The 24,844-nt window shown below is 43.7% G+C and carries 17 protein-coding genes; 8 read left to right on the top strand and 9 right to left on the bottom strand.

Features of this window, described 5'->3' with window-relative positions; translation table 11 throughout:
• Positions 1-117 precede the first annotated feature (117 nt).
• Entirely contained in the window at positions 118-792 is a 675-nt protein-coding gene (locus tag ABMY45_RS16325) for a TorF family putative porin (protein ID WP_206471134.1), read from the bottom strand.
• A 286-nt stretch (positions 793-1,078) separates the two neighbouring features.
• On the opposite strand from ABMY45_RS16325, the gene aroQ reads away from it, so the two are divergent.
• From aroQ to ABMY45_RS16300, 5 genes are all read left to right on the top strand, one after another.
• On the top strand, positions 1,079-2,284 hold the full coding sequence (aroQ, locus tag ABMY45_RS16320; RefSeq protein ID WP_227387814.1) for a gamma subclass chorismate mutase AroQ: 1,206 nt from the start codon (positions 1,079-1,081) through the stop codon (positions 2,282-2,284).
• A 289-nt stretch (positions 2,285-2,573) separates the two neighbouring features.
• Positions 2,574-3,029, top strand: coding sequence for an azurin (azu, locus tag ABMY45_RS16315; RefSeq protein WP_010607472.1), 456 nt, complete (start codon positions 2,574-2,576; stop codon positions 3,027-3,029).
• Between the two features lie 153 nt (positions 3,030-3,182).
• Positions 3,183-3,518: a hypothetical protein gene (locus ABMY45_RS16310; RefSeq protein WP_157782821.1), complete on the top strand. Its 336-nt coding sequence runs from the start codon at positions 3,183-3,185 to the stop codon at positions 3,516-3,518.
• Positions 3,508-3,762 (top strand): hypothetical protein, encoded by a 255-nt coding sequence (locus tag ABMY45_RS16305; RefSeq protein WP_010607471.1) that lies wholly within the window; start codon positions 3,508-3,510, stop codon positions 3,760-3,762. The genes ABMY45_RS16310 and ABMY45_RS16305 overlap by 11 nt, the downstream gene beginning before the upstream one ends.
• A gap of 3 nt (positions 3,763-3,765) precedes the next feature.
• Complete coding sequence (locus ABMY45_RS16300) at positions 3,766-5,361, top strand: PepSY-associated TM helix domain-containing protein (RefSeq protein ID WP_174170678.1); 1,596 nt, start codon at positions 3,766-3,768, stop codon at positions 5,359-5,361.
• Between the two features lie 56 nt (positions 5,362-5,417).
• On the opposite strand, the gene ABMY45_RS16295 is transcribed toward ABMY45_RS16300, so the two are convergent.
• On the bottom strand, positions 5,418-8,243 hold the full coding sequence (locus ABMY45_RS16295) for a TonB-dependent receptor (protein ID WP_235367862.1): 2,826 nt from the start codon (positions 8,241-8,243) through the stop codon (positions 5,418-5,420).
• A 499-nt stretch (positions 8,244-8,742) separates the two neighbouring features.
• On the opposite strand from ABMY45_RS16295, the gene katG reads away from it, so the two are divergent.
• Positions 8,743-10,929: a catalase/peroxidase HPI gene (gene katG / locus ABMY45_RS16290; RefSeq protein ID WP_349289172.1), complete on the top strand. Its 2,187-nt coding sequence runs from the start codon at positions 8,743-8,745 to the stop codon at positions 10,927-10,929.
• A 143-nt stretch (positions 10,930-11,072) separates the two neighbouring features.
• Here the strand turns inward: katG and ABMY45_RS16285 are convergent, their stop codons facing one another.
• The gene (locus tag ABMY45_RS16285) at positions 11,073-11,954 is read right to left on the bottom strand and encodes a LysR substrate-binding domain-containing protein (RefSeq protein ID WP_010607467.1); all 882 of its coding nucleotides are present in this window, start codon (positions 11,952-11,954) and stop codon (positions 11,073-11,075) included.
• A gap of 112 nt (positions 11,955-12,066) precedes the next feature.
• Here ABMY45_RS16285 and ABMY45_RS16280 point away from each other — a divergent pair, with 112 nt between their 5' ends.
• Positions 12,067-12,372: a hypothetical protein gene (locus ABMY45_RS16280; RefSeq protein WP_010375339.1), complete on the top strand. Its 306-nt coding sequence runs from the start codon at positions 12,067-12,069 to the stop codon at positions 12,370-12,372.
• A 68-nt stretch (positions 12,373-12,440) separates the two neighbouring features.
• Here ABMY45_RS16280 and lodB read toward each other — a convergent pair whose 3' ends face one another.
• Positions 12,441-13,571: a lysine-epsilon-oxidase maturase LodB gene (gene lodB, locus ABMY45_RS16275; protein ID WP_349289171.1), complete on the bottom strand. Its 1,131-nt coding sequence runs from the start codon at positions 13,569-13,571 to the stop codon at positions 12,441-12,443.
• A gap of 5 nt (positions 13,572-13,576) precedes the next feature.
• A complete protein-coding gene (gene lodA / locus ABMY45_RS16270) occupies positions 13,577-15,661 on the bottom strand; it encodes a CTQ-dependent lysine 6-oxidase LodA (RefSeq protein WP_349289170.1) in 2,085 nt (694 codons plus the stop codon).
• 385 nt (positions 15,662-16,046) lie between these two features.
• Here lodA and ABMY45_RS16265 point away from each other — a divergent pair, with 385 nt between their 5' ends.
• Positions 16,047-17,738, top strand: a complete 1,692-nt coding sequence (locus ABMY45_RS16265) for a hemolysin D (RefSeq protein ID WP_349289169.1) — start codon at positions 16,047-16,049, stop codon at positions 17,736-17,738.
• Positions 17,739-18,215: 477 nt separating this feature from the next.
• Here the strand turns inward: ABMY45_RS16265 and ABMY45_RS16260 are convergent, their stop codons facing one another.
• From ABMY45_RS16260 to ABMY45_RS16245, 4 genes are read right to left on the bottom strand one after another with little or no spacing between them, the layout of a single operon-like run.
• Complete coding sequence (locus ABMY45_RS16260; protein ID WP_010607462.1) at positions 18,216-18,791, bottom strand: DUF1566 domain-containing protein; 576 nt, start codon at positions 18,789-18,791, stop codon at positions 18,216-18,218.
• Entirely contained in the window at positions 18,788-20,221 is a 1,434-nt protein-coding gene (locus tag ABMY45_RS16255; RefSeq protein WP_206471140.1) for a DUF1566 domain-containing protein, read from the bottom strand. Before ABMY45_RS16255 ends, ABMY45_RS16260 begins: the two co-directional genes overlap by 4 nt.
• Entirely contained in the window at positions 20,211-22,676 is a 2,466-nt protein-coding gene (locus tag ABMY45_RS16250) for a proprotein convertase P-domain-containing protein (protein ID WP_349289168.1), read from the bottom strand. Before ABMY45_RS16250 ends, ABMY45_RS16255 begins: the two co-directional genes overlap by 11 nt.
• A gap of 12 nt (positions 22,677-22,688) precedes the next feature.
• Entirely contained in the window at positions 22,689-24,788 is a 2,100-nt protein-coding gene (locus ABMY45_RS16245) for a TonB-dependent receptor (RefSeq protein WP_206471142.1), read from the bottom strand.
• Positions 24,789-24,844 lie beyond the last annotated feature (56 nt).

The raw sequence follows: 24,844 nt of genomic DNA, 5'->3' as shown, positions 1-24,844 counted from the left end.
CACTATTTACCTCATCAATTGCTTACTCCTATAAAAAGTTATGGAGCATCAATCATATAGCTATATAAAAGTACAATTCGCAACTAAAATCAACACAAAAGTTAATAAAAGGTAAATTTAGAAGTTAAATGTTTTTGAAATTGACGCCACAAATGTAGAATCTGCATAAGAATCAATGTCATTGCTTTCATAACCCAATGAAAAAGACCAAGTACTAATCGAGTAAGTTCCAGTTAGATGCCAGTGGGTATAGTCATCATCACCCGACTCCCATTCGTATTTATCACTATCAAAGCTCATTGAATGATCAACCCCGAGCGTCAGTAACCACCGATCTGTAATTGGGATACTATGCGTGAGCATCACTATCCCGTGAGCAGCCCCTGTTCCAAAGTAATCCCATGCATACCAAAAGTCTAAATTTGTCTGGCCATAATTAAACTTTGCAAAGGCTTCTGCATAGTTGTAATCAGCACTCACATCATCACCATGATAGGTATATTGCGAGAGACCAACATCAAGCTTTAATTTTTCAGTTAGCGTAAATTTGTAGCCACCATACAGATCTCCTTCTAAATCCGTACCATCGCCAAAATCTACTTGAGATACCCAGCCTCCAGCATACCAACCACTTTTTCCAAACCAATCGAGACTAACTTGCAGCGCTTCGTCTTCCTTAGTTTGACTCACGCCGTTAAATAAATAATCGGAAGCCAATGTTACGGTAGAAGATGTCGCCGCATTGACAAATAGTGGAGTAAACAACAATGGCAGCAGCCAGTATTTTTTCATCTTTGAAATCACCCTTTAATTGCAGTCATTTCAAGCATAGACCGCCGTTCCCGCCCTGTCACTGACACAGTTTCATCCGCTTTTTAACGTGCTTGGTATGATTCTTTTTTCGTTTCATAAGCGTCTGGCTGGCGGTAACAACAAAAGCACTTATTGATGCTAAAAGGCGATTAAGCAGGCACATAAAGTACGCTGTGAGTTATCAATAGATCACTCCGCTTGCAGGACAGCGCGTAGAGGTTCTGTTAGGATGCGTTTTTTGCCTGTAGAACCTTTGGAAAAGCCCTTGAAATTGTCATTTATGTTTCGCTTACTGGTGTTATCCGCGCTGCTGTTTACGCTGACAACTCAGGCCGAGTCTGTTTATATACAAGCCGGGCCGGGGAGTTTTAATCATGCCGCACTTGACCTACTCGCCAACCGCCAGTCGCAGGAGTATGAGCGTTTTTACTCGGGCACCCCGGAGCATACTTATGCCAATGCCGCACAAGCGCAGAGCTGGGCCTTTAGCGCGCTGGCCAACTCCACTATTGAAGGACAACTGGTCCCAGCCATTGTCAATGCGATGCGTAACTACAAGGTAACGGAGCTGAGTGCCGCTGTGCATATGCCCATCGAAATGTGTGTTTTTGGATTGAACAAGACAGCTAAAATTACGCATGCAGCATCCCACCCGGCAGCCCTGAACCAAATTGGTCATTGGCTCAATGCTCATCAGGTACAAACCAAGCCCGTACCCAAAGGCACCAACGAAGCGGCTCGCTTACTTGCAAATGGACAATTTGACCAAAACACCGTTGCCGTAGGTAGCTGCGCACTTAAAGTGGTTTACCCAGAGCTGACACTGCGCGAAGTAAGCGTTCAGGATAACGCGGATAACCGTACGCTGTTTGGTCTGATGAAAATGGAAAAACGATCTCAGCCGATAAGCGAAGATGAAGCTCGCAGCGCGCTGGCGCAGGTCGTTGAAAAGGCAAATACATTGGTCAAAACGCGAACAGACTCTGCTGAGGAGTTATTCTCACATATCAACCAACGCCTTGCTCAGATGCAGCCTGTAGCACTGTTTAAAGCACAACAACACAGGCCAATTGAAGACTTATCCCGTGAGGCCACTGTGCTCTCAAAAGCGCTAGAGCAAGCCCGCCAGCAATGTCTGGATAGTGCAAGCGTTGAGGCGTTTTTCCAAGCACAAATGGATGCTGCAAAGGCGATTCAATACAGATACCGGGCACAATGGCTAGCTGAAGGCGTACCAAACGAAGACGCCAATTTGGATCAGCTAAGAAGCACATTAAATCAGCTTGGTGCAGCCATTCTTGAAACACTGACCCAGCATCTTGCCAAGCACGGTAACCTCACGGATGAACAGGCAGGCTTGTTTAACCAAATAATAAACACCGAACAGCTCTTTGCAAACGACAAAGCTAGGCTCTTTTCGGCACTGCAAAAGGTGCGCAGGGTGGATAACTGCACTATCACTGCTTCATAAACAAATTAGCAATAAGTCGGATTAGCTGATGTCTTGACTGATCATGATTACACCAACGACATCAGCCATAAGACAATGGTTTTAAAAGAACTACCCTCTTGTTTTGGCTGCTTGACGGCTTTCCATTGCATTGATGCCCTGAATATCTGGGCCTGTTGAGCTTTCATTTTGCTTTTCACTCTTTAATTTCAGTCACTTCACGCAAAGAACCGTTTTATTGATCTGCATCCATTTACATTCATCCCGGCAAAGATAATAATGAGAATGATTTTTAATTAAGGAGTTAAATATGAAAACCTCTCTTTCCATCACTTTGCTTAGCCTAGGTGTCTTTCTGTTTTCTCATACTGCATCGGCAAACGAATGTGAACTCAGCATCGAAGCCAACGACATGATGCAGTTTTCTAAAAAATCACTCAGTGCGCCATCTAGCTGTAAAGAAATTTCAGTCACGTTAAAGCATACGGGCAAACTGCCAGCCACCACCATGGGCCACAACTGGGTGTTGAGCAAAGCAGCAGATGTTCAAGCCGTTGCAACCGATGGTATGTCGGCAGGTGCAAATAATAGCTATGTAAAGCCAAACGACAGTCGCGTTTTAGCCGTATCAAAGGTGATTGGCGGTGGCGAGCAAACCACAGTGACCTTCTCTACTGAGCAGTTAAAGCAAGGTGACAGCTACAAGTTCTTCTGTTCTTTCCCGGGTCATTTCGCCATTATGCAAGGCACCTTTACACTTAGCTAAAAGTGCTACAGAGCAGGGATCAAACTGTGACTTCCTGAAGCCTCACAGCGCAGCCCTGCTTTTGCCATATCATTAATTTATCTAATTTGTGACAATTATTACTCAAGCCTTGAAGAACATACCTATAATCATTACAATCAATTGCAAACAATAATGATTATCACCATCATGAGCTTTTTCTCAATTATACCGTTTTGGTTTGCCGCAGTGTTACTCTACTTGGCAAGCCCTAAACAACGATTTTTGGCTTCATCTATTAGTAGACTCGCAGCATATCCTTTAGCCACTCTACTAATTTTGTCCGGACTTGGTATTTTAACTGTGCAATATCCTGTTATCTCTGCGATGTTAGCAGCACTTGTTATCTTGATGTTTAGTTTAGTTTCAGTAACTTTGTTAAGTGGGTATTCAATAAGACGTTTCTATCTCAGTTCAGCATTAGTCTTCTTGTTATCTCTATTTGTAGGGGGAATAAGTTATGTGGCCTAAAACCTTACTTGGATTTTCATTGGGATTATTACTGTCTATTTCTTTGGTGCTAAACCTCAACTTGTTACTACCATTTTCTGAATCGGCAAAACTCATGCTGGGTCTGATCTTAGCATTTCCTATCTGGGCGGGTTTTATCGTATGGAGCTACGCATTTCCAAGTGCAAAAGCAGCCTGCAAGCCGTTATTTGCTATTTTTATCCCTTCGCTGCTACTAAATACAGCATTATTGTTAATGAGATAAACAATGAAAAACCAAACACTAAAATCATTAACCGAAGCGCACGCCTGGATTGGACTCATTATTTCAACGGTATTATTCATCGTTTTTATCACAGGCTCACTTAGCCTATTTAGAGATAATATTCGGGGTTGGGAGCGTGCACCTCTGGCTGTACAATCAAACGAGTCAATAACCACAATTTCTTATGACAACGCCATAAACTCTATTCAACAACAATACGATGTTGATACCGATCATGGCTTTTTTATGCGAGAGCCTACGCCGCATAATCCGTTTATTGAAGTATATTTTGCAACCCATTTAGATCAGCCCCACCCGATCACGGGGGAGGATCATCAGGATCAACACCTATTGATATCACCGCAATCTGGTGAGGTACTTGCTGACGCCGATAAGTTTGAGTTTTCTACGTTGCTTTTTGAACTCCATTTCGATTTGGGGTTAGGTAGACCTGGACTCTATTTTGTTGGAGTGATTACGTTATTTTTCTTCGTTGCTATACTAAGTGGCGTTGTGATCCATTGGCGTAAAATTGCTAAAAACTTCTTTCAATATCGCGCCGAAGGTAAAAAAGACAAATGGCTGGATGCTCATAACCTGATTGGCACAATGGGCCTACCTTTTCACATTATGTACGCCTTCACAGGGCTTGTTTTCAACCTCGTGATTATCTACCAGATTTCATACGCCGTGCTGCTCTATAGTGGCAACCAAACTGCATTACTGCAAGCTGCTGGATTTAACGAGCCAAAAATTGAGGCCATAAACCAAATACAACCCATGCAAGGCATTGATCAACTAAGAGCTCAAGCACAGGCTAAGCTTGGGGATGTTACCTTTACTATGGTTGAAATTAGCCACTTTGGTGACAAGAATGCGGTGGTAGGCTTTACAGCAAAAAGCAATGATGCTTTCTCTAATATTAAAGAAATTCAATATAAGCTAAGTGACAGCTCGCAAGTTTACCTCACAGAAAACAACTATGATAATGCAGTACGAGCGGGACTCTCTACCATTGCAAGTCTGCACTTTGGTGATTTTGCTGGATATGGCATGCGACTGGCGTTTTTATGCCTTGGTCTTGCAACCGCCTACTTAATTGTTACTGGCAATTTGATGTGGATTGACAAACGAGCAAAGCAGAAAAAACAAAGTCCTAAAAGCCTAATGTTTGTCAAAAGACTGACCAGCGGCAGTTTTATTGGGGTGATTTTAGCGGTTGCTGTTGGCTTTACATTAACCACTTTACTTCCTGCGACGCATGCCGACAAATTAGAAACCGTCAAGTCCTCTATGTTTATAGCCTTTTTCTTCGCCCTGATAAGTAGCCAATTTGCCAAAGATGTTTTGTCCTTTAGCAAGGTGTTATTAGGACTAAGTGGGATTTGCTATTGTTTAAGTTTGGTGATGAATTTGACCTACTTCGGTAACCAATACAACTTGTTACCGCTACAAACTAAAGTAGACTTCGCGATTGTGATTGGACTAATAGCACTAATGGCCTTGATTTGTTGGAAGGCAGTGTCACGGATCAACGCCGCAGCGCAAACCACAAGCGCAACTTCGTCTGAACAAACTTCGCACCAAACTGCGAACTAAAAAAGCGGGCTTACATAGCCCGCTTTGTCTTACTCTCACAGGGAAACAATGTGAAGTTAAAACTCTGTCTTAAATCTTAGGTAGTACTCACGACCCAAATATAAAGACGAATGAATGGGATCTGCGTTATTTCCATTGCCGGTCGCGAAAGGCGGCGCTTCATCCAGTAGATTGTTAACGCCCAGCGTAATTTGAGTATCAACAGAGTCTAAATGGTAGGTTACTTGAGCATTATGTGTCAGCGTGCTATCAACGGTATTGGTAAAGTTAACGATTTGGTCGCCTTGTTTAACCGATACTTCTTCTAACATTGAATCGATATAGTAACTTTGCCAACTTGCGCTAAAGTCGTCATGCTGCCAATTAAGTGCAAAGTTAACTCTGTGCTCAGGCACCGCCATCTGGCCATTAACGCGCTGTCCGGCTCTGTCTTTGGTTACAAGGCCTGGTTCAATGACTTCATGTTTACTCACAAATGACCAGTTTAGTGCGGTACTCAAATCACCAAATGAAAACTGCCCGATGTCAAAACGAACTTCCGCGTCCACCCCTTGACGGTTTAACGCATTGAGGTTTTCATTAAACACATCAACACCGGTGATCACCCCCTGAAACTCACCAGATTGAACACGATGTACAGAGTCGCAGTACAAACCATTATTCATACATTCACTCAATTTAGTCACCGCGCTAATGTTACCAATGGCATCTTTTAATTGGATGTCATAAAAATCTAAGGTGATTGAACCGTTAGTAAGCCAGCTCGGCTGATAAATCACCCCAAGTGTTTTGCTCGTCGCGGTTTCTGGTTCAAGTTCGGTGTTACCGCCAGTATTAGTTCTGATCTGTCCGATCGTTTCTCGGTAACTGCCATCAGCGGGAACGCCTGTGCTGACACAGTTTTGGTTTGGATTTGCTACGGCACAAGGATCGTCGCCATTTTCAAAACCAGGTAACCTTCCTTTATAAAGTTCCACCACATTAGGCGCTCTAAATGCTTGTGACCAAGTCCCTCTAAAACTCAACTGCTCATTCAACGCCCAAAATACGCCCACTTTTGAATTGGTGGTCGAACCAAACGTATCAAAGTCTGAATATCGAGTCGCGAGATTTAACTCTAGGCTCTGCGCCCAATCGTGGTCTGATAGTAGTGGTACGACAGCTTCTAGGTAGGCTTCATTGAGCGAATACTCGCCGCCAGTTGGTCTACCTAATCCATCCGTGACTAAAATATTAATAGAAACGGCATCTGTTTGATTACGCGCCTCAACTTTTTGATTTTCGATACCAAAAGACACACCTAGATCGCCCGCAGGCAAACTCGCCACTACGCCACTTAGGTTCGCGCTGGCGATTTTAATCTGGTTATGACCCTGTTGGATCCCCGGCCAATCACCAGAGAGATAATTTAGCATGTCCTCGGAAATTTCGGAGTCGGTACCGGGTTGGCCAAAGATATTAAGCGGCACACAACCTGCAATTAGCGCATCCGGTGTAGCACCGCAGCGCAGCACACCTTGCTCATCAAAGTGGGTAGGACCAACCGCATTTTTAGCCGCTGGCCAATTGAATATGCCGGTTTTTAGTCGTTTGTTTGAGTTGCGACCAAAATTGTAGGCCAACTCCCAGCTCCAATCTGCATTAAAATCACCAGAAAGCGCCATCACGATACGGTATTGGCTGTTTTCCACATGGTTCATACGGCCATTGGTTTCTACCATTCTGCGACGCCAGTCATTGATGGCATAAGGATTACCATCTTTGTCTTTCGGACCAAATTGTTGGTTGTAATAGTTATCAGGAGAGTAAGTGAAATCTAAATACCCACCCCAAACTGGAACTAGTGGCTGAGGCGCACCATTGGTAGTGGATTTTCGATGTGAATAAAGCGCCTCGAAATTGAATACCACGTCATCCGAAAACTTCAAATTGCCAAGATCATACTCGCCAAACGCACTCATGCTATAGCGTTCAAAAGGCGTTTGTAGCAAGCTAGGCTCTTGGTAGTTGTATAAATCATTTTGTGCAAGTGATGCATCGGAGATAGTTTCACGCCACTCGCCATATTCTGGGCCTCGGGTAACAAATATTTCCTTACCGTTTTCATCCGTGACTTTTAGGTTACTCCATGGCATTGCGGAACTACCGCCTTGGCCGTAACTGCCATCGGGATTAAGTGTTAAATCATAGCGGCTAAAGTCTCTGTCGCCAGCATACACTTCTTGTTTTTCATCGTAGCTGGCACTCACCATAAAACGCCCTTTATCGCCAACAATCCCTGTTACGAGTTCCAAAGAAGTCGTATCAGCATCACCTTCAGCGGATTGGCCAATTGAGCCACTGACCTCAAAAATATCGCCCGTTTGGCGAGTAATAATGTTTACGACACCAGACACCGCATCAGAGCCGTAAATAGAAGAGGCACCATCCAATAGAATTTCAACACGTTCAATAATCGCTGTAGGTATAGCACTTAGGTCAACCGCAGCATCCGCGCCATTTCCCCCGTTTGGTAAGCGGCGGCCATTTAGCAAGACCAACGTGCGCTGCGCACCTAGACCGCGTAAGTCGAAGTTTGTCACGCCAGACGTATTTTCATTTTGAGAAGCATTAGGAGCACTGGCGGAAACCGTTAGATTTTGCAGCATATCACCAATATTTTTAAACCCGGTTTGCTCAATATCCGATCTAGATATTGTGGTTACCGCGCCGGGTTTACTTAGGTTTGCCCGCGCGATACGTGACCCCGTTACCATAATCTTTTCAACGGGTTCCGACGCTGCTTCCTCGGCAAACACTGGGGCCGTCCACACCATAGCGCCCAAACCACACAAGCTGGCTATTGCCAACGCCAAAGTCGTTTTTTGTTTTGTTATTGTCATAACGGTTTCCTTTGTAACGTTCCAAATTATAGTTAGACGCTGACGATAGAAAGTTTCTTATTATCACTATAGGAAATGAAATAGGTTATTTATTGCGCCTTTTTATACTGATAACACAATTAAATCGTTCCAACAAACAATTCTAGACGATTTGCGCAAAATTTATTTACTTTTATTGAATATTCAAGCGTCTAATTAAAAATCATGTAATCAGTCAGATTTGGCGTGTTCACTACCCAGAGAGTCACAAATGTCGCCACTCTCTTGGTATTCAATATTGGCTTTTAAGGCCACCTAAATCTGGTAAAAAGCACTTATCGGGACTACCTTTATCTAGGGCCTGTTGACCTTTGCTGTTTGATTTTTGTTCCTCTGAGCGTATTTTGCTCGCGGCGTACAACTTGCCCTATGTATACATCAATCAAACTGCTGCAGAAACAAACTTGAAAGATAAACAGGCCCTAGCAATCTTCCGTCATCGAACAAACAAGGATCTCCCATGGATAAGAAGCAAAACACACCATCGATTTGTCCTTTTGCACATGGTGCAAATACGTCGTCAGGGCATAGCGAGCACCAGTGGTGGCCAAATAGCCTGAACTTAGACATATTGCATCAGCACGATACGAAAACCGATCCGATGGATGCCGATTTTGATTACAAAAGCGCATTTAACAGCCTCGATTACCCCGCCCTGAAGAAAGATCTCGAGCAACTTATGACAGACTCGCAGCCATGGTGGCCCGCAGATTGGGGACACTATGGAGGATTAATGATCAGAATGGCATGGCACGCTGCGGGCAGTTATCGTGTTGCGGATGGTCGCGGTGGTGCAAACACGGGTAATCAGCGCTTTGCTCCGCTAAACAGCTGGCCGGACAACGGAAACTTAGATAAAGCCCGGCGTTTACTTTGGCCGATTAAAAGAAAGTATGGCAATCGTATTTCTTGGGCCGATTTAATCGTGCTGGCGGGCAACGTTGCTTATGAGTCGATGGGATTCAAAACCTTTGGTTTTGCCGGTGGCCGAGAAGATATCTGGCATCCAGAAAAAGACACCTACTGGGGCAGCGAAAAAGAGTGGCTGGCTCCCTCCAATAATTCAAACAGCCGCTATAGCGGTGAACGCGATTTAGAAAACCCGCTTGCCGCTGTGATGATGGGTCTTATCTACGTTAATCCTGAGGGCGTAGATGGTAATCCCGATCCGTTAAAAACAGCTGAAGATATGCGTGTTACCTTCGCTCGAATGGCAATGAACGATGAAGAAACCGTTGCCCTAACCGCTGGCGGACACACTGTGGGAAAAGCGCACGGAAATGGCAATGCCGATGAATTAGGCCCGGCACCAGAAGGCGCGGACTTGCATGAACAAGGTTTTGGTTGGATGAATCATAACTCGCGTGGCATTGGCTCTGATGCAGTAACTAGTGGTATTGAAGGCGCTTGGACGACGAACCCAACTCAATGGGACAATGGCTACTTCTACTTGCTGTTCACGTACGAGTGGGAGCAGACCAAAAGCCCTGCGGGTGCATGGCAATGGCAGCCTATTAATATAAAAGAAGAAGATAAGCCGGTTGATGCTGAAGACGCATCCAAACGCTGCATGCCGATGATGACAGATGCCGATATGGCGCTGAAAATGGACCCTGCTTATCGTAAAATTTCAGAGAAGTTTTATGCCGATCCCGACTATTTTAACGATGTTTTTGCAAGAGCGTGGTTTAAGCTTACGCATCGCGACCTTGGCCCAAAAAGCCGTTATCTAGGCCCAGAAGTCCCTAACGAAGACCTGCTATGGCAAGACCCCGTCCCCAGCGTTAACTACACCCTAAACGACAGTGAAATTAGCGCACTCAAGCAACAAATTCTAGCAACCAATGTGACGCTTTCAGAATTAGTAGCCACCGCGTGGGATAGTGCTAGAACGTTTAGATATTCCGATTTTAGAGGGGGTGCAAATGGTGCGAGGATCCGCCTAGCCCCGCAAAAAGATTGGCTTGGAAATGAGCCAGAGCGTCTAGCGAAAGTACTTGCGGCATTAGAAACCGTGCAAAGTAATTTTACGCCTACCGTAAGCATGGCCGATCTAATCGTATTGGGTGGCTGCGCTGCCGTTGAACAAGCGGCTAAAAATGCCGGTGTATCAATCCAAGTGCCTTTTGCCGCTGGGCGAGGCGATGCCACAGACGAGCAAACCGACATTGAGTCATTTGATGTATTAGAGCCTGTACATGACGGTTTTCGCAATTGGCAAAAACAGCACTACAGCGTAAAACCAGAAGAAATGCTACTTGATAAAGCTCAACTGTTGGGCCTCACAGCCAAGGAAATGACCGTACTGATCGGCGGAATGCGCGTGCTAGGCACCAATCACGGGCAAACATCGCATGGCGTATTTACCGATAACGTTGGCACTTTGAGTAATGACTTTTTCGTCAACTTGACCGATATGGCATATCGCTGGGAGCCAAGTGGAGAGAACCTATATGAGATAAAAACACGTGATACGGACACGGTAAAATGGACCGCGACTCGCGTTGATCTCGTCTTTGGTTCTAATTCTATTTTGCGCGCTTACGCCGAAGTGTACGCACAAGATGATAGCAAAGAGAAGTTTGTCCGCGACTTTGTTGAGGTATGGACCAAAGTAATGAATGCTGACCGATTTGACCTAAAATAGCAGCTTATAACTCAGCCTAGCCACTGGTGCGTATTTAACAGTGGCTTGGCCTGTTTATCCTATCCGCTTTATTTTTTGCAGTACTCAACTCGCCGTCTTATGGCTCAAGCTAAAGTTAACCAAGAACATATAAGATCGCAATTTCAACATGCGCTAAGCTCAGCCACAATCCAATCTCGAAACGCCTTTAATTTAGGCCACTCAAAATGGCGCTCTGGTGCGACCAAGTAATACCGATATTCACATAACCATGCAAAGTCGGGATAGATTTCTAATTGGCCTAGCTCTAAAGATTGATTCACTAAACGTCGACGTAACAAAGAAAACCCCTGCCCTGCCACCGTTGCTTGCTGTACCAACGCCGCATTATCAATTTTGAGATTACTGAATGTATGACCACTCAAATCCAGTTGTTTGTTTAGTTCAAGCCACGCATGCTCATTATCCCGGCCTTCATCATAGATAAAATTGAGTTTAGATAGCTGTTCTCGCAACGGTTTATTTGGGTCAATTAATCCAGGACGGTAGGCAAGGACTAACTCATCCTCCGCGATGAGCTCGCTTTTCAGTCCCGGATAGTTACCAAATCCAAAGCGGATCCCAATATCAATATCGTCGTGGTTAAAATCGGCGAGTTGCTCGGTTGGATCAATACGTAGCTGGTAGTCTGGTAATGCTTTGTTGAAGCTCGCCAATCTTGGCAACAGCCAACAAGTAGCAAATGAAGGCAAAACCGACAGGTTAATAGTGTTTGGGTTAGGATCTGATTTTAACGTCGATAGACCCATTTCCATTTGCCCAAAGGCCTTGTGTAAGTAAGGCAACAAGTCTTGTCCTTGCTGAGTTAGCAATACCTTTCTTGTTTGTCGTTCAAACAACATACATCCAAGCTGTTGCTCAAGGGTTCTTATCTGTTGGCTCACGGCGGCTTGAGTCACAAATAAGGCTTCCGCCGCCTGCTTAAAACTGCCTAATTCCGCCGCCGTTTTAAAATACCAAAGTCCTTTGAGTGGAGGTGATTTCATTCGCCATCTTACTTAATTAAAACTTAACTATAGGTCAGAATTTCTAGTTTGTCAGTTTTATGAATGCACACAATACTTAGCAGTGAAATCAGAGACGGAAGGAGTCTTTATCATGAAATACGCAATTATTCTTGCATTTCCTCTAGCAGCACTCGCATCAACATCCGAGCAGGTACAAACTGAAAAAGTATTTACCGATGCGGGATACCCCTACAAAAACTTAATTATGAAGGCCGAAAAAGTGGAGCTTGTTTATTCAGAAGAGCAAAACAAAACGACCTGTCGAGTTAAAGTCTATAGCGGTGATGTACTTCATGAAGGGGAGCCTATGGAGATATCGGCTAAAACGTTTTCAACCGATCCCGTCAAGGGCTGTCTTGCCCGACAAAACGCCAAACACATTTTAAGCTTGCTTTAATATGAGCTAACCCGAGATCAGAATAACAACTTGTGTGCTAGCAGTTGTTATTCTTCGGTTAGTTTCAGCTAAGCAACCTGGTTGATAAGTTGCTGCCGCTTGAACCAAAAAGGCGCATCACACCAACGTTTTTCCTTATTATAAAACTGCTGCTTTAGCGCTAAGTACTGATCAAACTGACGCGCTAAGTCTTGTTGATACATCTTGCTACTGTGGATAAACGCTTGAGATGTTTTGGTATTGCCGATAATGGCTGCTGCTTGGCATCCCGATGTCATGGCAAACCCTAATCCCATAGAGGAAATAGGGTCAAACGCACAAGCCGCATCCCCCACTGGTAAATAATTTTTGAGATGAGCAAAACTGTTAAAATGGCTCCCGGCAGGTCGGATCCATAGGTTTTCGTCGACCATCTTTGCATCATCTACCCGCCTTGACATATATTTACTGCTACCTAAGTGCGCTTGCCACTGTGCCAAACGATTTAAGCGCTGCTTTGAGAGCAATTCAAAATCACTAAAATACGTTACAACTAACATATCGTTAGAAAGCGCCGCACTGTACCACCAGCCACATTCATCACTTTCAATTAGTTGAAGTTGCTCAAGCGCCCCCCGCTTTACTTTAAAGAAGGCACCAACCCCAGTAAGTCTGTCATATTGCTGAACAGCCGCTCCTAGAGATTTGCCAATAGACGAATTACGCCCTGACGCATCAACTAGATACTTGCAAACAATGGTGAACTGACCATAGTCAGGATGACTCACCACCACTGAGTAACGACCGTCTTGTAACTGAGTAATTGCTTTGCTTTTAGTGCGCGGGAACACCGTTCCACCGCGCTGGATTGTGCTTTCGAGCAAGGTTAGATCAAATATCTCACGATTAATTTGATAGGTTGCTCTGTCTGGTGCAAAAATCGCGTGACGATTAGCAGATTTCTCACTTCCCCAAAATGCACTATTACCTTGAGTTGGAGTAAAACAGTGCGGACCGAAATCCGCTCTATCTATCTGCAAATAGTCCAATACCGAAAACACACTTGCAGATACACTTTCGCCAATTCTTAATTTTTGTAAATCAGACTGCTCGATTAAAATGACTGATAGGTCTGTGTGATTGAGCAAGTTTAACGCGGTGCTAGCCCCGGCAGGGCCAGCACCAATTACTAGCACATCACATTCGTGAGTACCATTCATATCCATTACCGTCTTGTTCGAGTACCACTGCGAGGCACTTTTTTCGCAGCTCGTTTTTGCGTAATTGGCTTAGCCATTTTTTCTTCAAGCCCTTTTAATATTGCTTTGGCCTTAGAACACCCGCAAGACAGGTGATCTTTAAGGTCATCAGGAATATAAAACACCGGAATATCGGTTCCGTCGTCTTGGCAATTCCCAGTAATATCAGAGACAGGCACATCCTTATAGGCAAACAGTTGGTGATTACGTTCGATTTCCGTAAAGTAAGGGAAATTCGGTTCATCACTATTTTGATTGCGGATAAAACCAAGTGCCGACCAATGCTCAACCATTTGCACAAAACTATTGATACCACGTGCATAGTTGACTTGCTGGCCTGCAGGCAGATGGGTAAGTGATTGATCATCAAATTGATTCGTCAATACATCCCAAGGGCTTTGTGGTGGCCACCAGTAACTATAGTAAGTTGGGGCAGCTGGCATCATTTGCGGATCGTCTTCCGTGCCGACGTTCACTTTATTCACCGTTGGCTCGGTAAAGTTCACATTTTGAATAGTACAGTTGAAAAAGTCTGCTTGCCACGGGCATGCCATGCGCTTGGTTAAATCTCCAGGCTGACATCCACCGCCTTCGCACTCATCACGCTCAGCATCCAAGCCGCTCGGAAAGCCATTACCCATGCTTTGATCTTTAATGATATAAGGCGCCGCGTACACTGCTGGATTTTGTAAACTCCACGTTACCTCAATCCCTGGACACATAGGTAAGCCAACGCAATTACCCACGCTACCTTGATCCGCATAAAATACGCCAAACTCATCGACTGCGCTCTGTGGCGCTGAAGGTTTAGCACTTGAAAAGTTACCAGCAGCCCACTGACTCAGTAAGAAATATTGAGTCTGCGTTAACGTCAGAAACTTATCGACAATATTGTCTTCAGCGTTGCTCACCGAGTTACTACCAGAGTTCATTGGCATCAGTGGTAAATTACCCTCAATACCATACTCGAAGAGTTGCTGATTGGTTTGCTCGTTTGGCGGAGTTTGCTGCACTGTGGCTGGGTCAACTGGCTGCCTAAAGTACTTAAAGTAAGCCTGACGATTGGCTTTATTATCTTCAGAGTTGTCTTTAAAATCAAAAATATTGGAAACAAATGCCGACATAGATTGGACATTTGATACCCACTGATAACGGCTAATACGCTGGATAATCGGCTCAATATCTTGGTAATAATTTGCCTGATAAGAAGACTGATATTCACCATTGCTGTATAGCTCAGGACATAAGTTTTGTTCACGCACCGCAACGTCAAACATAGTATCACTGAGGTTGGAGATATTAACGATTTCCGGTGCAAAATCCGGAGAGCCAACAATTACCCAAGCAGAGAGTTGCAAAGTTTTACCATCGTCAAACGTAACCGTGCAATACACAGTCCCGTCCGCAATATCATCATGCCATGTGTCCGCCCCACCGTAAGATTCAAGAGGCAGGTTACCACCCGCATTCCCTTTACCGCCAAGTACCACTAGGCGGCCTTCGTTATCGGTTAAAATATCTCCGAGCGACTTTATTTCAGTGCCTTGGCACGGTTTAGGAGGGAAACTAACCGGATATCCTGCAGGCGCACTGGAGGCGTCAAATTCAGCCTTTGCATTTGCGCCAGATATCGTTCTTGGACCTGGATCAATAATTAAGCTTCGGCGATCCGTTGCATCCGCATTACGCCAAGGCGTGTTGCGATTGCTATAACTATTATCTTGACCATAGAGTAAGTTGCCTTGTAATTCATTAAACTCATACCATGCCGCCTTTTTATTCGCGATGTGTACAGTCCAACTAATAGATTTAACGTTATCGCTCGATAACGTAAGCTCATTGTTATTTTCATCAATGATTTTAAAGGGTTGGCCCTGTCTGCGGATCCGGCCTTCTGCGTCTTTAAACTGACTGACAGGGCTGTCTATCTTATTGCCCCATTCATCGGATTCAAACGGTAAACCACCTATTTTGTCTGGTGCTAAATAAAACTGACCATCGCTATTACCGAGTCTTGCGACACCGACAGAGGGGTGAAGTGAATAGTTCATATTTATATCCTTTAGATATAGTAACCACGGCACAAAACAACACACTTGTTAACAAAAGATACTCAAGTGTGCGCTAACTTTCGCTTAAATTGATTCCCAGCTAAGTAGAGTAACTGTAGCACCAGCAAGAAAATGTGCATATTTCACGTCATTACAGAACATAAGACACGAACAAAACAAACTGTAACAACCTGACATTAAATAAAAATTACTTTTATCTTTTTTAAGCCATGTAAGAGGCAAACACTCACCAAACAAATCAGGTGATAAAAAACCTATTAGTTACAAACAAAAATCAATTGAAACATTTATTTCACAAACTATAATCTTTGCCCCTGCATTGAGTAAAAACTCTATTTTTGCTTTTAGTTTTCAAGGAGTAGATATGAAAATAAAGCCTCTTACAATTTCACTAGGACTTGCATTAAGCAGCACAGTTCAAGCATTCACCCAATTTGGTGGACAAGGGATCATGCCCATGGGACATGAATGGTTAACCCGCACCGCAGCACTAGAGGTGCTGGATGCCGAACATATTATCGAACCAGATCCCAACGACCCCAGACACGCTTGGCGCTATGGTCTGGCAAAAAACATCGCGCTACATACCGCACAAGATGAAATTACTCGACTTCAGTCCCAGTTAAACAATAACCCACTCTATGAACCAAGATACGACAGTGTGAACTCAGCTATCGTCGGTGAGCGTTGGGTTGATATTGCTGGATTTAACGTCACCAACGCCAGTACCGATCCTACCGGCCCAAACTGTTTTAGCGCAGTCTCGCAAGAACCGGCTGACATTCAGCTAGATCACTTTATGCGCCGCTATGATGATATTGCAGGCCAAGGTGGTGTAGATGCAGCTTATCGCGCGCAAAAACGTTTTGTTCAACATTTTATTGATGCAGCCATGGCTGAGGAGAAGCGCCTCAAAGTGTGGGATGGTGGTGGTCACGCAGCCCTCGCGGAAGTAGATCATAATTACTTTTTGTTTGGCCGTGCCGTTCACCTATTTCAAGACTCATTTAGTTCAGAACACACGGTAAGGCTCCCACAAGATAACTACGAAAAGGTTTGGCAAGTAAAAGCTTACCTTTGCTCTGAAGGCGCCGAGCAGCATTCGCACGACACCAAAGATGTGCTCAACTTCGCCAGTGGCGATGTAATTTGGCGAGCGAATACACGCTTAGAATCTGGTTGGCAGTCTTATCGTATTAGTAGCATGAAACCGGTTGCGATTGTCGCGCTGGAGGCCAGTAAAGATCTCTGGGCTGCGTTTATTCGCACAATGGCAATACCAAAAGCACAAAGACGTAGCGTAGCCGAGCAAGAAGCACAGCGACTAGTACAAAACTGGTTGTCGTTTGACGAGGCCGCAATGCTGGCTTGGTATGAGGACGAAAGTAAACGTGACCATACTTATGTACTGGCCCCTAATGAGTCAGGAAAAGGGAAGTCACTTGAAGCCTGTATGACGGAGCTAAATGTAGGCACAACTAGCCAAACAGAGCGTGTTGCACAGCTAGATGCAGAGCGAAACCAATGTCTTTTTAATATCGAAGCCGAACCTGGTTTTGAAGATCTTAACGACCCACACTTAGATATTCCCTACAACTGGCGCTGGAAATCTCTAACCTGGCAAACGCCACCAAGCGGCTGGACATATCCGCAGTTAAGTGCAGACACAGGCACACAAATCACGATAAAGTCGCCCGTAAATAATCAGTATTTAGCAGCACAACCCCTGAACAATGACACCCGAATTACCTTTAGTCCAACTGAGCCTCTCGATTTAATTCAGGTAACCAATGCACAGGGTCAGCACTATTTTAGAGCCACTCAGGCCCCTTCACTGTTTTTAAGTTACAGCAGCAAAAGCGCCGGCTATCTCAAGCTCGTAGACTCTCCTAAGCAAGCACTCTACGCATTGATTTATCAAGGTGGTGTCTGGAATATCAAAAATCAATTTTGGCAGCAATATATTTGGTTTAACCAAGCGCAAAACCAACCTGAGTTAAATCGCCATGGCGAACCGGACCAGTTATCCGCAAAGTGGATGATTGAACCGTTTTAAAACGATTTATACCAGTTGTATTAAGTAAATGATCTATCTTGAAGCGGGGAAATAGCTTTAGTAGCAAGGCAAAAATTTTGCTATTTAGTTGTTCTAAATGAAAAATTTTTAACGAAGCTAATATGCTATTTCACCCTTCAAATTGATTAGAGAATTAATTCAATTGGTATTAACCTACACTAAGCTTGATACCAATGCATCAATAGTCTTATTCAACCTAGGTATAAGTACTCTTGACGCATTGGCTTATCATATTGAGGTCTGTTGCTCTTTCAAGCTTTTTGCACCAGTTTACATAGCTGTTGCGCCTCGTTAATCTATATCAGCATGACGGTAACATAGTGAAAATAAAGAGCTCATCTTGTCGCTCTTTGCTGCTCAACCTTTGCATCTAGCCTACTCACAGCAAGCCAAGCACTGAGACTAGGACATTCCAAGAACAAAAACCAAACAACACCGAACGACAAGTACTGAAGCCTACTCTGTCACTTTGTCGGCTACGAGTAAAATTTGTCTCTCATAGTCTTCCAAGCCAAAAGTAGACGCTAAACTTCCACCATTTAAGTCCATATACATTACCCCAGCTTCAGACGCTAAGGGCGTAGCTGACCAAACGTATGCATACCCGCCTTCTGCTTCAGCGATAGCAAAAATATTAGGAAAAACCGTTTGGTTTACCGCAGGGTTAACACAGGCAACTTCACGGATTGAGTTAAGCTCCTTGATATTAGGCAAACGCCAATTCTTAATACCCGCGTATTGATAAATTGCATGACCTGGAGAAGTCCGGATCTTTTCTGCTGTTTTAAGGGCATCTTGCCAGTACATAGCGGTTGGCATTCCATCACAACTTGAAGTTTGTGCATTAAAAGTTTGCCCAATACTACAGCGCATCCAAGTAAGCTGTGTTGCTCTATCAGTTACTGTACCATCTTTATTATCGATAAAACCTACGCTAGGTGAAGAGCGTTCGATAGTTTGTGAACACGCTTGCTCAATAGCCTGTACAGTAAAGCACATTGATAAAGACAAAGTGACTAATAAATATCTCATTTTTCTGCTCCTAAAGTTACAAGCCTCACAGGTAATACACTTGGATATTCACATTCTTGCGCACTATCACAGTATTCATAAGAAGTCGTTGCACCAATATAACCACCGTTAAACCCAAGCGCCCACATGTGAGGGGCATAGTACATAGAAGTGTGCCATTCTATCGATGGCGTTGCTGTCCATATATCTCCGGCATGTGTTTCTGGGAAGTAATTAACGTCTACTCCAAGTAAAACATCGCCGTCATTCTTATCTGTGCTCGCAAAGTGCACTAAGCTATACAGCTCGTTGAATTTAGGTAACTTCCAGCCAGAGTGTCCACACAACCCGACACCGTTGTTTAGATTGTTTATGTAACTTTCATATTGCGATACTGTGCATACACCTTCTGCATTATCACAACTGGCTTCAGCCACTTCAGCAGGAAAAATCGATTCGCGGTCGCTAGGTTTAAATGCAAACAACGTGTCTTTGTGGCGAATACCTGCGTTTGCATCTTTTATTTCCCAAATTAGCCCTGTTTGTAAGTCTTTTACACAGCTCCATTGTTCAGCATCAGCTGCAAGCATTTCACCGGTACTACTGAGTTTTACATAACTAAAACCCGCAGCACCATCCGCATCATTATTTTGTGTAAGATCAAGGCCATAATCTGCGTCTTGACCTGGAAAGTCCGCAACAGAAGCGGTATTGTAAAAGCCATCTAGGTTAGCGAATGCAGTGACCCCAGTGTCAGTCATAGGGAACCCTACGGACCAGTTTAATGCATTCGCAACAAAACTATCTAGCTGATTAAAATGACTATTGTTTTTTATCGCGGTAATAATATCTGCAAGTTGAATCGCAAAGCCCGCAAGAATAGCCCCCTTATTTTCACTTTGCTGTTGCGCAGCCTGCCACAATTTTACAAATTCAGTATTGAAGTTTGCTAAGTCTGCGCTTTGCGCTGTCAATAAAGTATCCGCTGACAAAGACAGTGATAAGCCATCGTTAAGTGTAGAAACAATAGCCTCAATTGCTCGCTCTCTACTTACGCCTTGTATCATATTCGCGTAAACCAGAGTCGTTGCAGGTGTCATTACGATACTAGCGTCATTTGCAACTGCAGCTGGCGCACTGAGTATCATCACATTGCCTTCTGTCACAATGTAGCTCTGGTTAAGGATTGCAACATCTTCACTTGTTAATGTTGCGGTTCCATCTGTAATTGAAGTTTGCACCTCGACACTGTCACACACTAAGTTTTCGTTGCTATCTGCGCATAAAGTACCGGTTACTGCGTTATCAACGCTGATCGAAACCGAATAACTAATTGGGTCTACCGTTGTCTCATTTTCAGTATTTGTTTTAGTGTCACCACTCCCCCCACCGCAGGCACTGAGACCTACAACCGAAAGCGCAAGCACAAGCGGTTTCAATTTAAATGTCATGTTTACTCCTAGTGTGTATTTTGAGTCGCCTAAGCCCAATTAAAATTAAACCAATATTTAGCCAATATAGGCTGCCACTCGTGTTGTCATTTATTTTTTCTAGATGATTATCTTGGTCATCTGTATGTTCTTTATCGTCAGATGCAGAATGACAGTGATAATCGGTAACTTGTGAAAGCTGCCAAGCTTTAAGCGTAGGCGTATTAATTAGTTCGGAGAAATCAGGCTTGTGGTCTACAATCTGAAGCTGCCACTGACCGTTGAATGACTGGCCTTCAAGTGGCGAGAAATCTACGTTTGCAACATCAGAAGGCAGACTAAATTCAAATTTTGAATGTGGGTAGTAGCTTTGATCCCAAATGACTACGGCAACACCCGCAGGGCTAATTAACTTTATACTTACTTGGCTCAAATCATTGTGTTCAAGCTGTAATTCAAATTTAAGGTCATCGCTAACCTGCAGAGATTGCTGCTCTACATCAAGGTAAAAGTTGGTGATCCCCTTACTGTGCACAACTCCACTAGGCTCTCCAGTTGCGTCTTTAAGTATGCCTCCCTCACCTTTTACAACAAATTGATTTGGCTGGCCTAAGGTAACTTCTAGTTGCTGTAGGCTTTGATTCAATACCGGGATCCCCGTCGAATACTTCTCCAATACCGGAACAAAAGCACTCATCCCACAGCTCAATTCAAACGCATCATCGAAGGTGATGGAAAAAGTGTGTGTTATCGAATCTCCAGCCTTAATATCGCCAACCTGTTGAGTTGCGATTTTTATTGTTGAGTCCTCAGTCGACGCGAACTGGACATCTTTAAGCGAGTAAGGGCTGATATTTTTGATATTCACGACCACAGAGGGATCTGAGGTGAGAGTATCAATGACCTTGGCTTGTTCAATTACCAATAATTTTGGCAACAAGTTATGATGACTAAAATGCCGTTGTAAAATGTCGGCATAGTGTTCATTGGGGTACAGGCGCTTTGCCATATCGAGTGTAGACAGCGCTAAATTGGGCATAGTGATCCCCGCCCCTAGGCCAAACATAGCTTCAATAACAATCTTCTCCATGTCATTCATGCCTTTCACACCATAATGCGCTTCAGCTTCTTTGAAGGATTGAAATAATGGTGTGGACCAAAGCTGATCACCTAGGGAACCTGCAACATGAATATGGGCTGGGTAGTGATAATTTGGATTATACCTAGCTTTACTATCATTTAACGTTCTTGGTCTACGTTGTCCAAAACGAGCATCCCAGTTAAACATAACATCCGGCTCAAACTCGTAGCCTTGCGGATCTCGGTAACTATGACTTGCGGCGAGAAAATCGGCATACCCTTCCCCAATTGCACCGCTATCCGCACCGTCGTCATAGGGATTGATGAAGTTAGTAACACTGTGTCCATATTCATGCCATATTACATCAGCATCCTGCGCGTCAGCATGCCCCCCAACTCCTAATAAAATCCGTTTTTGGTGAAATGAATATGCCGACTGGTCATTATAAGAACCTTGTGCATCAATGGTGATCGGCGCATAGTGGATCAACTTATCGCCAGTAAAACCCAATTCCTGCAAATGACGCTGAGCAGAATCGACGTGAAAATAGGCCATTTGTTGTAAAAAGCTGGCAGAGCTATGATTATTTTTTGCTACACCAGCTACAGGCAACATTTCCACAACTTCGTGTGGTTCTGCAAAGTCAGTTACTCGAGCATAAGGCCCCGTCAGTGCTAGCTGGTTGCCAATTAGCGTTAAATCTTTAAGCTCAACAAGTCTAAATGCTGCATCCGCAAATTCAGTCTGCGGTGTAAACTGTTGCTCAATGTCTTCACTCATTAAGCTAGTTTTTGGGTCTGGATCAAATAACCATGACTGCTTGATTCGACCTGAGTATTCAGGCTCAACTTCACTTTGGTAGGCAGGAATAGCACCGCGTTGACCAAGGATTTTAGTGGCATCAGCATCAATAAAATAATGCTGAGTAACGATTTCACCTTGCAAGGTTTCACTTACTAATACGTTCCAAACAAATCTTAAACCTTGCTGCTCAAGCCACCACCCTCGCTTAATTTCTTCTATCGAAAAATGGTCAACTTGTTTATCAATTAATGCACCAACCTGCTCAATAGAAGGAGCAACAGAGACCGTGCCTTCATCCACGTTTAACGTCGAAAAACGAGAAACATACAATCGAAATGCTAGTCCTTGTTGATCCGTTGCAACACTATCCACGATATTAAATATTGGCAAAGCGTCATAAGTAGGCATAAAGCTATAATAATTGCCAAACTGACCTTTACGACGGTAAGAAAATTGATATTTTCTTGCTAACTTGGTTTCAAGTAACTGTTCAGCTTGTTGTGAGTTAATAGCACGACCAGTAACAAACTGAAGCTCTGCCGCGGTCGCACCTAGGTGCCACAGTAGCAATAGTAATAATGGTTTTTTCAAGACGGTCACCCTTTAAAATTTATACTGGATAGATGCTCTAAAGTTTCTACCTGGTTGTGAATAGTCGAAGTCGGAATTGGATTGACCAGCAACATCTTGATATCGGGTATAATGCTTATCTAGCACATTGTTTATCGCGGTATTGAATTTCCAATTTTTTGATAGTGTGTAACTTACGGATAAGTCTAGGCTGTGCCAACTTCCTGTTGACTGACAAGGTATTTCTACATTTAAAAATGGGTCTTGGCACGTAGGTAAGTCAGTCATCTGGCTTTGTCCATACCATTGCAGGTTGATTAAAAAGTCACTGAACTCATAATTGGCATAAAATGTATATTCGAACGGAATAAGATTTCTTAGGTATTCTTGCTTGTCTTTATTCTTTCCGTTCATCCAGCCTATATTTGCGCCAAACATTAGTGACTCTAATTGATAAGTTACCTCTGCTTCTGCACCGAACGTATACGCTTCATCGATATTGACAAACTGGCGCTCCATTACTCCATCGTTTAATCTTAAGCGGATGTTCACCCAATCGATAAAATCGTCGTAGCGGGTGTAATAAATACTGCTGGCAAAATGCAATTTATCAATTGTTTGCGAAAACCCTAGTTCCAAGCTATCACTGGTTTCTGCTCTCAACTGAGTATTGGCAACAATTTCAAACGGAGGAAAGGCAAATAAATGAGGAATATTGCCATATACTTTATCGTATGGTGCAGCTCGGTAGCCCTGTGCATATGCTCCGTAAGCATTAAAACCATAACTATTTTCATATCTGATTTGTGCGCTAGCTGTGACTTCATTTGAGCTCGTGTCTTCGTCACCTTCAGCAGATAATGCATTATGGTCGTAACGCAAACCAATTAACGCCCTAAAATTACTATTAATCTGCCAATCGTCACCAACATAAGCACCAAGTATCACTGTTTTAGCTGCATTAAACGGTGCGTCAATCGTCACTTTCCGCGTACCATTCTCAATCACGGTATCGACTTTAGGACGCTCATGCTCAACCTGTTCTGCACTAATGCCATACATCAGTTCATGATTGCCAAAAGACTTAGCAAAATCTAATACGCCACCAACACTGGTCTGAGAAAAACGGTCTTCCGAAAGCAGCTGCCTATATCGAGTCTGAACTTCAAAAAATTGACGGCTGATTAGTTGCTCAGTATCGTTTTCGTGCTGTGTTTTGCGCCAGAACATTTGTCCAAGCGCATCATCAAAGATGAGAGATGTATTCACAGATTGCCATTTAACGCTGTGGCTATGGGTTTGTTGGAGTTCACGTTGTTTTTGAGACTCAACTTGCCACGCACCGTCATGTTGGGGCACGGTTTCCGGTTTGATTTTGTTTTCTGTCTGCTGTGTCAACCAGCTAAAATCATATGTAAAAAGGCCCAAACCTGATTCGTACTGACTACTAAATTTTGCGCTTTGACCTTTAACGTCTAGCGGAGCGCGTGACTCGGGAAAGTTTTGCTGCTCTTCAGCACGCCAGTCACTGACTTTTAGTAAAACAGGTAACCCAAGAAATCCAGTTGCACCAGTGAGTGTGTTTTTAACCTCCGAGTTGGTACCGTTGTACAAGCTCTTAATTGCTAAATAGTTATCTTCACTTCTTAGATAATCACTTGCTTGTTTGGTATTCACTTTAACCACACCAGCTAGTGCACCAGCCCCAAAAAATGTTGAGGCTGGTCCCTTTGCCACTTCAATAGATTTGACGTCTTCCAAATCAAAATTAAATCGCCCAACCAGATCGTTGATGTCACTTGCGCCATAACCATCCGCAGCTCTACTACCATTTTGCAACACCAGTACGCGATTACCTGACATACCGCGAATGGTAATATTTTGAGGACGACCGCTATAACCTGTGATCGCCACACCTGGCTCCGTTTTAAACAAATCGCTCAACTGTGTTGCTACAAGCTGTTCAATATCATCATCACTTAGTACAGCCGCACTACCGGAAAGCTCTAACAAAGATTTTTCAGCTTTGTTTGCAACAATTTCTATCACTTCAATGGATTTAGAGTCCGCGTTGGCTGCATAACCGGGGAAGATAATTACTGAAGAAACAAAAGGAACAATAAAGCGAATCATTTTTACTTACATCCAAAACAACAAGATTGCGAATGATAATGATTTTTATTATTTTA

Source organism: Pseudoalteromonas sp. XMcav11-Q (genome assembly GCF_040104525.1).
In the GTDB taxonomy this organism is placed as follows: Bacteria; Pseudomonadota; Gammaproteobacteria; order Enterobacterales; family Alteromonadaceae; genus Pseudoalteromonas.
The sequence above is the reverse complement of the archived record's forward strand: the minus strand, read 5'-3'. Positions and strand labels throughout refer to the sequence as shown.

Excerpts from the sequence above, each read along its gene's own strand:
- ABMY45_RS16325 (WP_206471134.1), bottom strand. The coding sequence starts at position 792 with ATGAAAAAATACTGGCTGCTGCCATTGTTGTTTACTCCACTATTTGTC.
- lodA (WP_349289170.1), bottom strand. The coding sequence starts at position 15,661 with ATGAACTATTCACTTCACCCCTCTGTCGGTGTCGCAAGACTCGGTAAT.
- lodB (WP_349289171.1), bottom strand. The coding sequence starts at position 13,571 with ATGAATGGTACTCACGAATGTGATGTGCTAGTAATTGGTGCTGGCCCT.
- ABMY45_RS16280 (WP_010375339.1), top strand. The coding sequence starts at position 12,067 with ATGAAATACGCAATTATTCTTGCATTTCCTCTAGCAGCACTCGCATCA.
- ABMY45_RS16245 (WP_206471142.1), bottom strand. The coding sequence starts at position 24,788 with ATGATTCGCTTTATTGTTCCTTTTGTTTCTTCAGTAATTATCTTCCCC.
- ABMY45_RS16295 (WP_235367862.1), bottom strand. The coding sequence starts at position 8,243 with ATGACAATAACAAAACAAAAAACGACTTTGGCGTTGGCAATAGCCAGC.
- ABMY45_RS16300 (WP_174170678.1), top strand. The coding sequence starts at position 3,766 with ATGAAAAACCAAACACTAAAATCATTAACCGAAGCGCACGCCTGGATT.
- ABMY45_RS16260 (WP_010607462.1), bottom strand. The coding sequence starts at position 18,791 with ATGAGATATTTATTAGTCACTTTGTCTTTATCAATGTGCTTTACTGTA.
- katG (WP_349289172.1), top strand. The coding sequence starts at position 8,743 with ATGGATAAGAAGCAAAACACACCATCGATTTGTCCTTTTGCACATGGT.
- ABMY45_RS16310 (WP_157782821.1), top strand. The coding sequence starts at position 3,183 with ATGATTATCACCATCATGAGCTTTTTCTCAATTATACCGTTTTGGTTT.
- ABMY45_RS16265 (WP_349289169.1), top strand. The coding sequence starts at position 16,047 with ATGAAAATAAAGCCTCTTACAATTTCACTAGGACTTGCATTAAGCAGC.
- azu (WP_010607472.1), top strand. The coding sequence starts at position 2,574 with ATGAAAACCTCTCTTTCCATCACTTTGCTTAGCCTAGGTGTCTTTCTG.
- ABMY45_RS16255 (WP_206471140.1), bottom strand. The coding sequence starts at position 20,221 with ATGACATTTAAATTGAAACCGCTTGTGCTTGCGCTTTCGGTTGTAGGT.
- ABMY45_RS16305 (WP_010607471.1), top strand. The coding sequence starts at position 3,508 with ATGTGGCCTAAAACCTTACTTGGATTTTCATTGGGATTATTACTGTCT.
- ABMY45_RS16285 (WP_010607467.1), bottom strand. The coding sequence starts at position 11,954 with ATGAAATCACCTCCACTCAAAGGACTTTGGTATTTTAAAACGGCGGCG.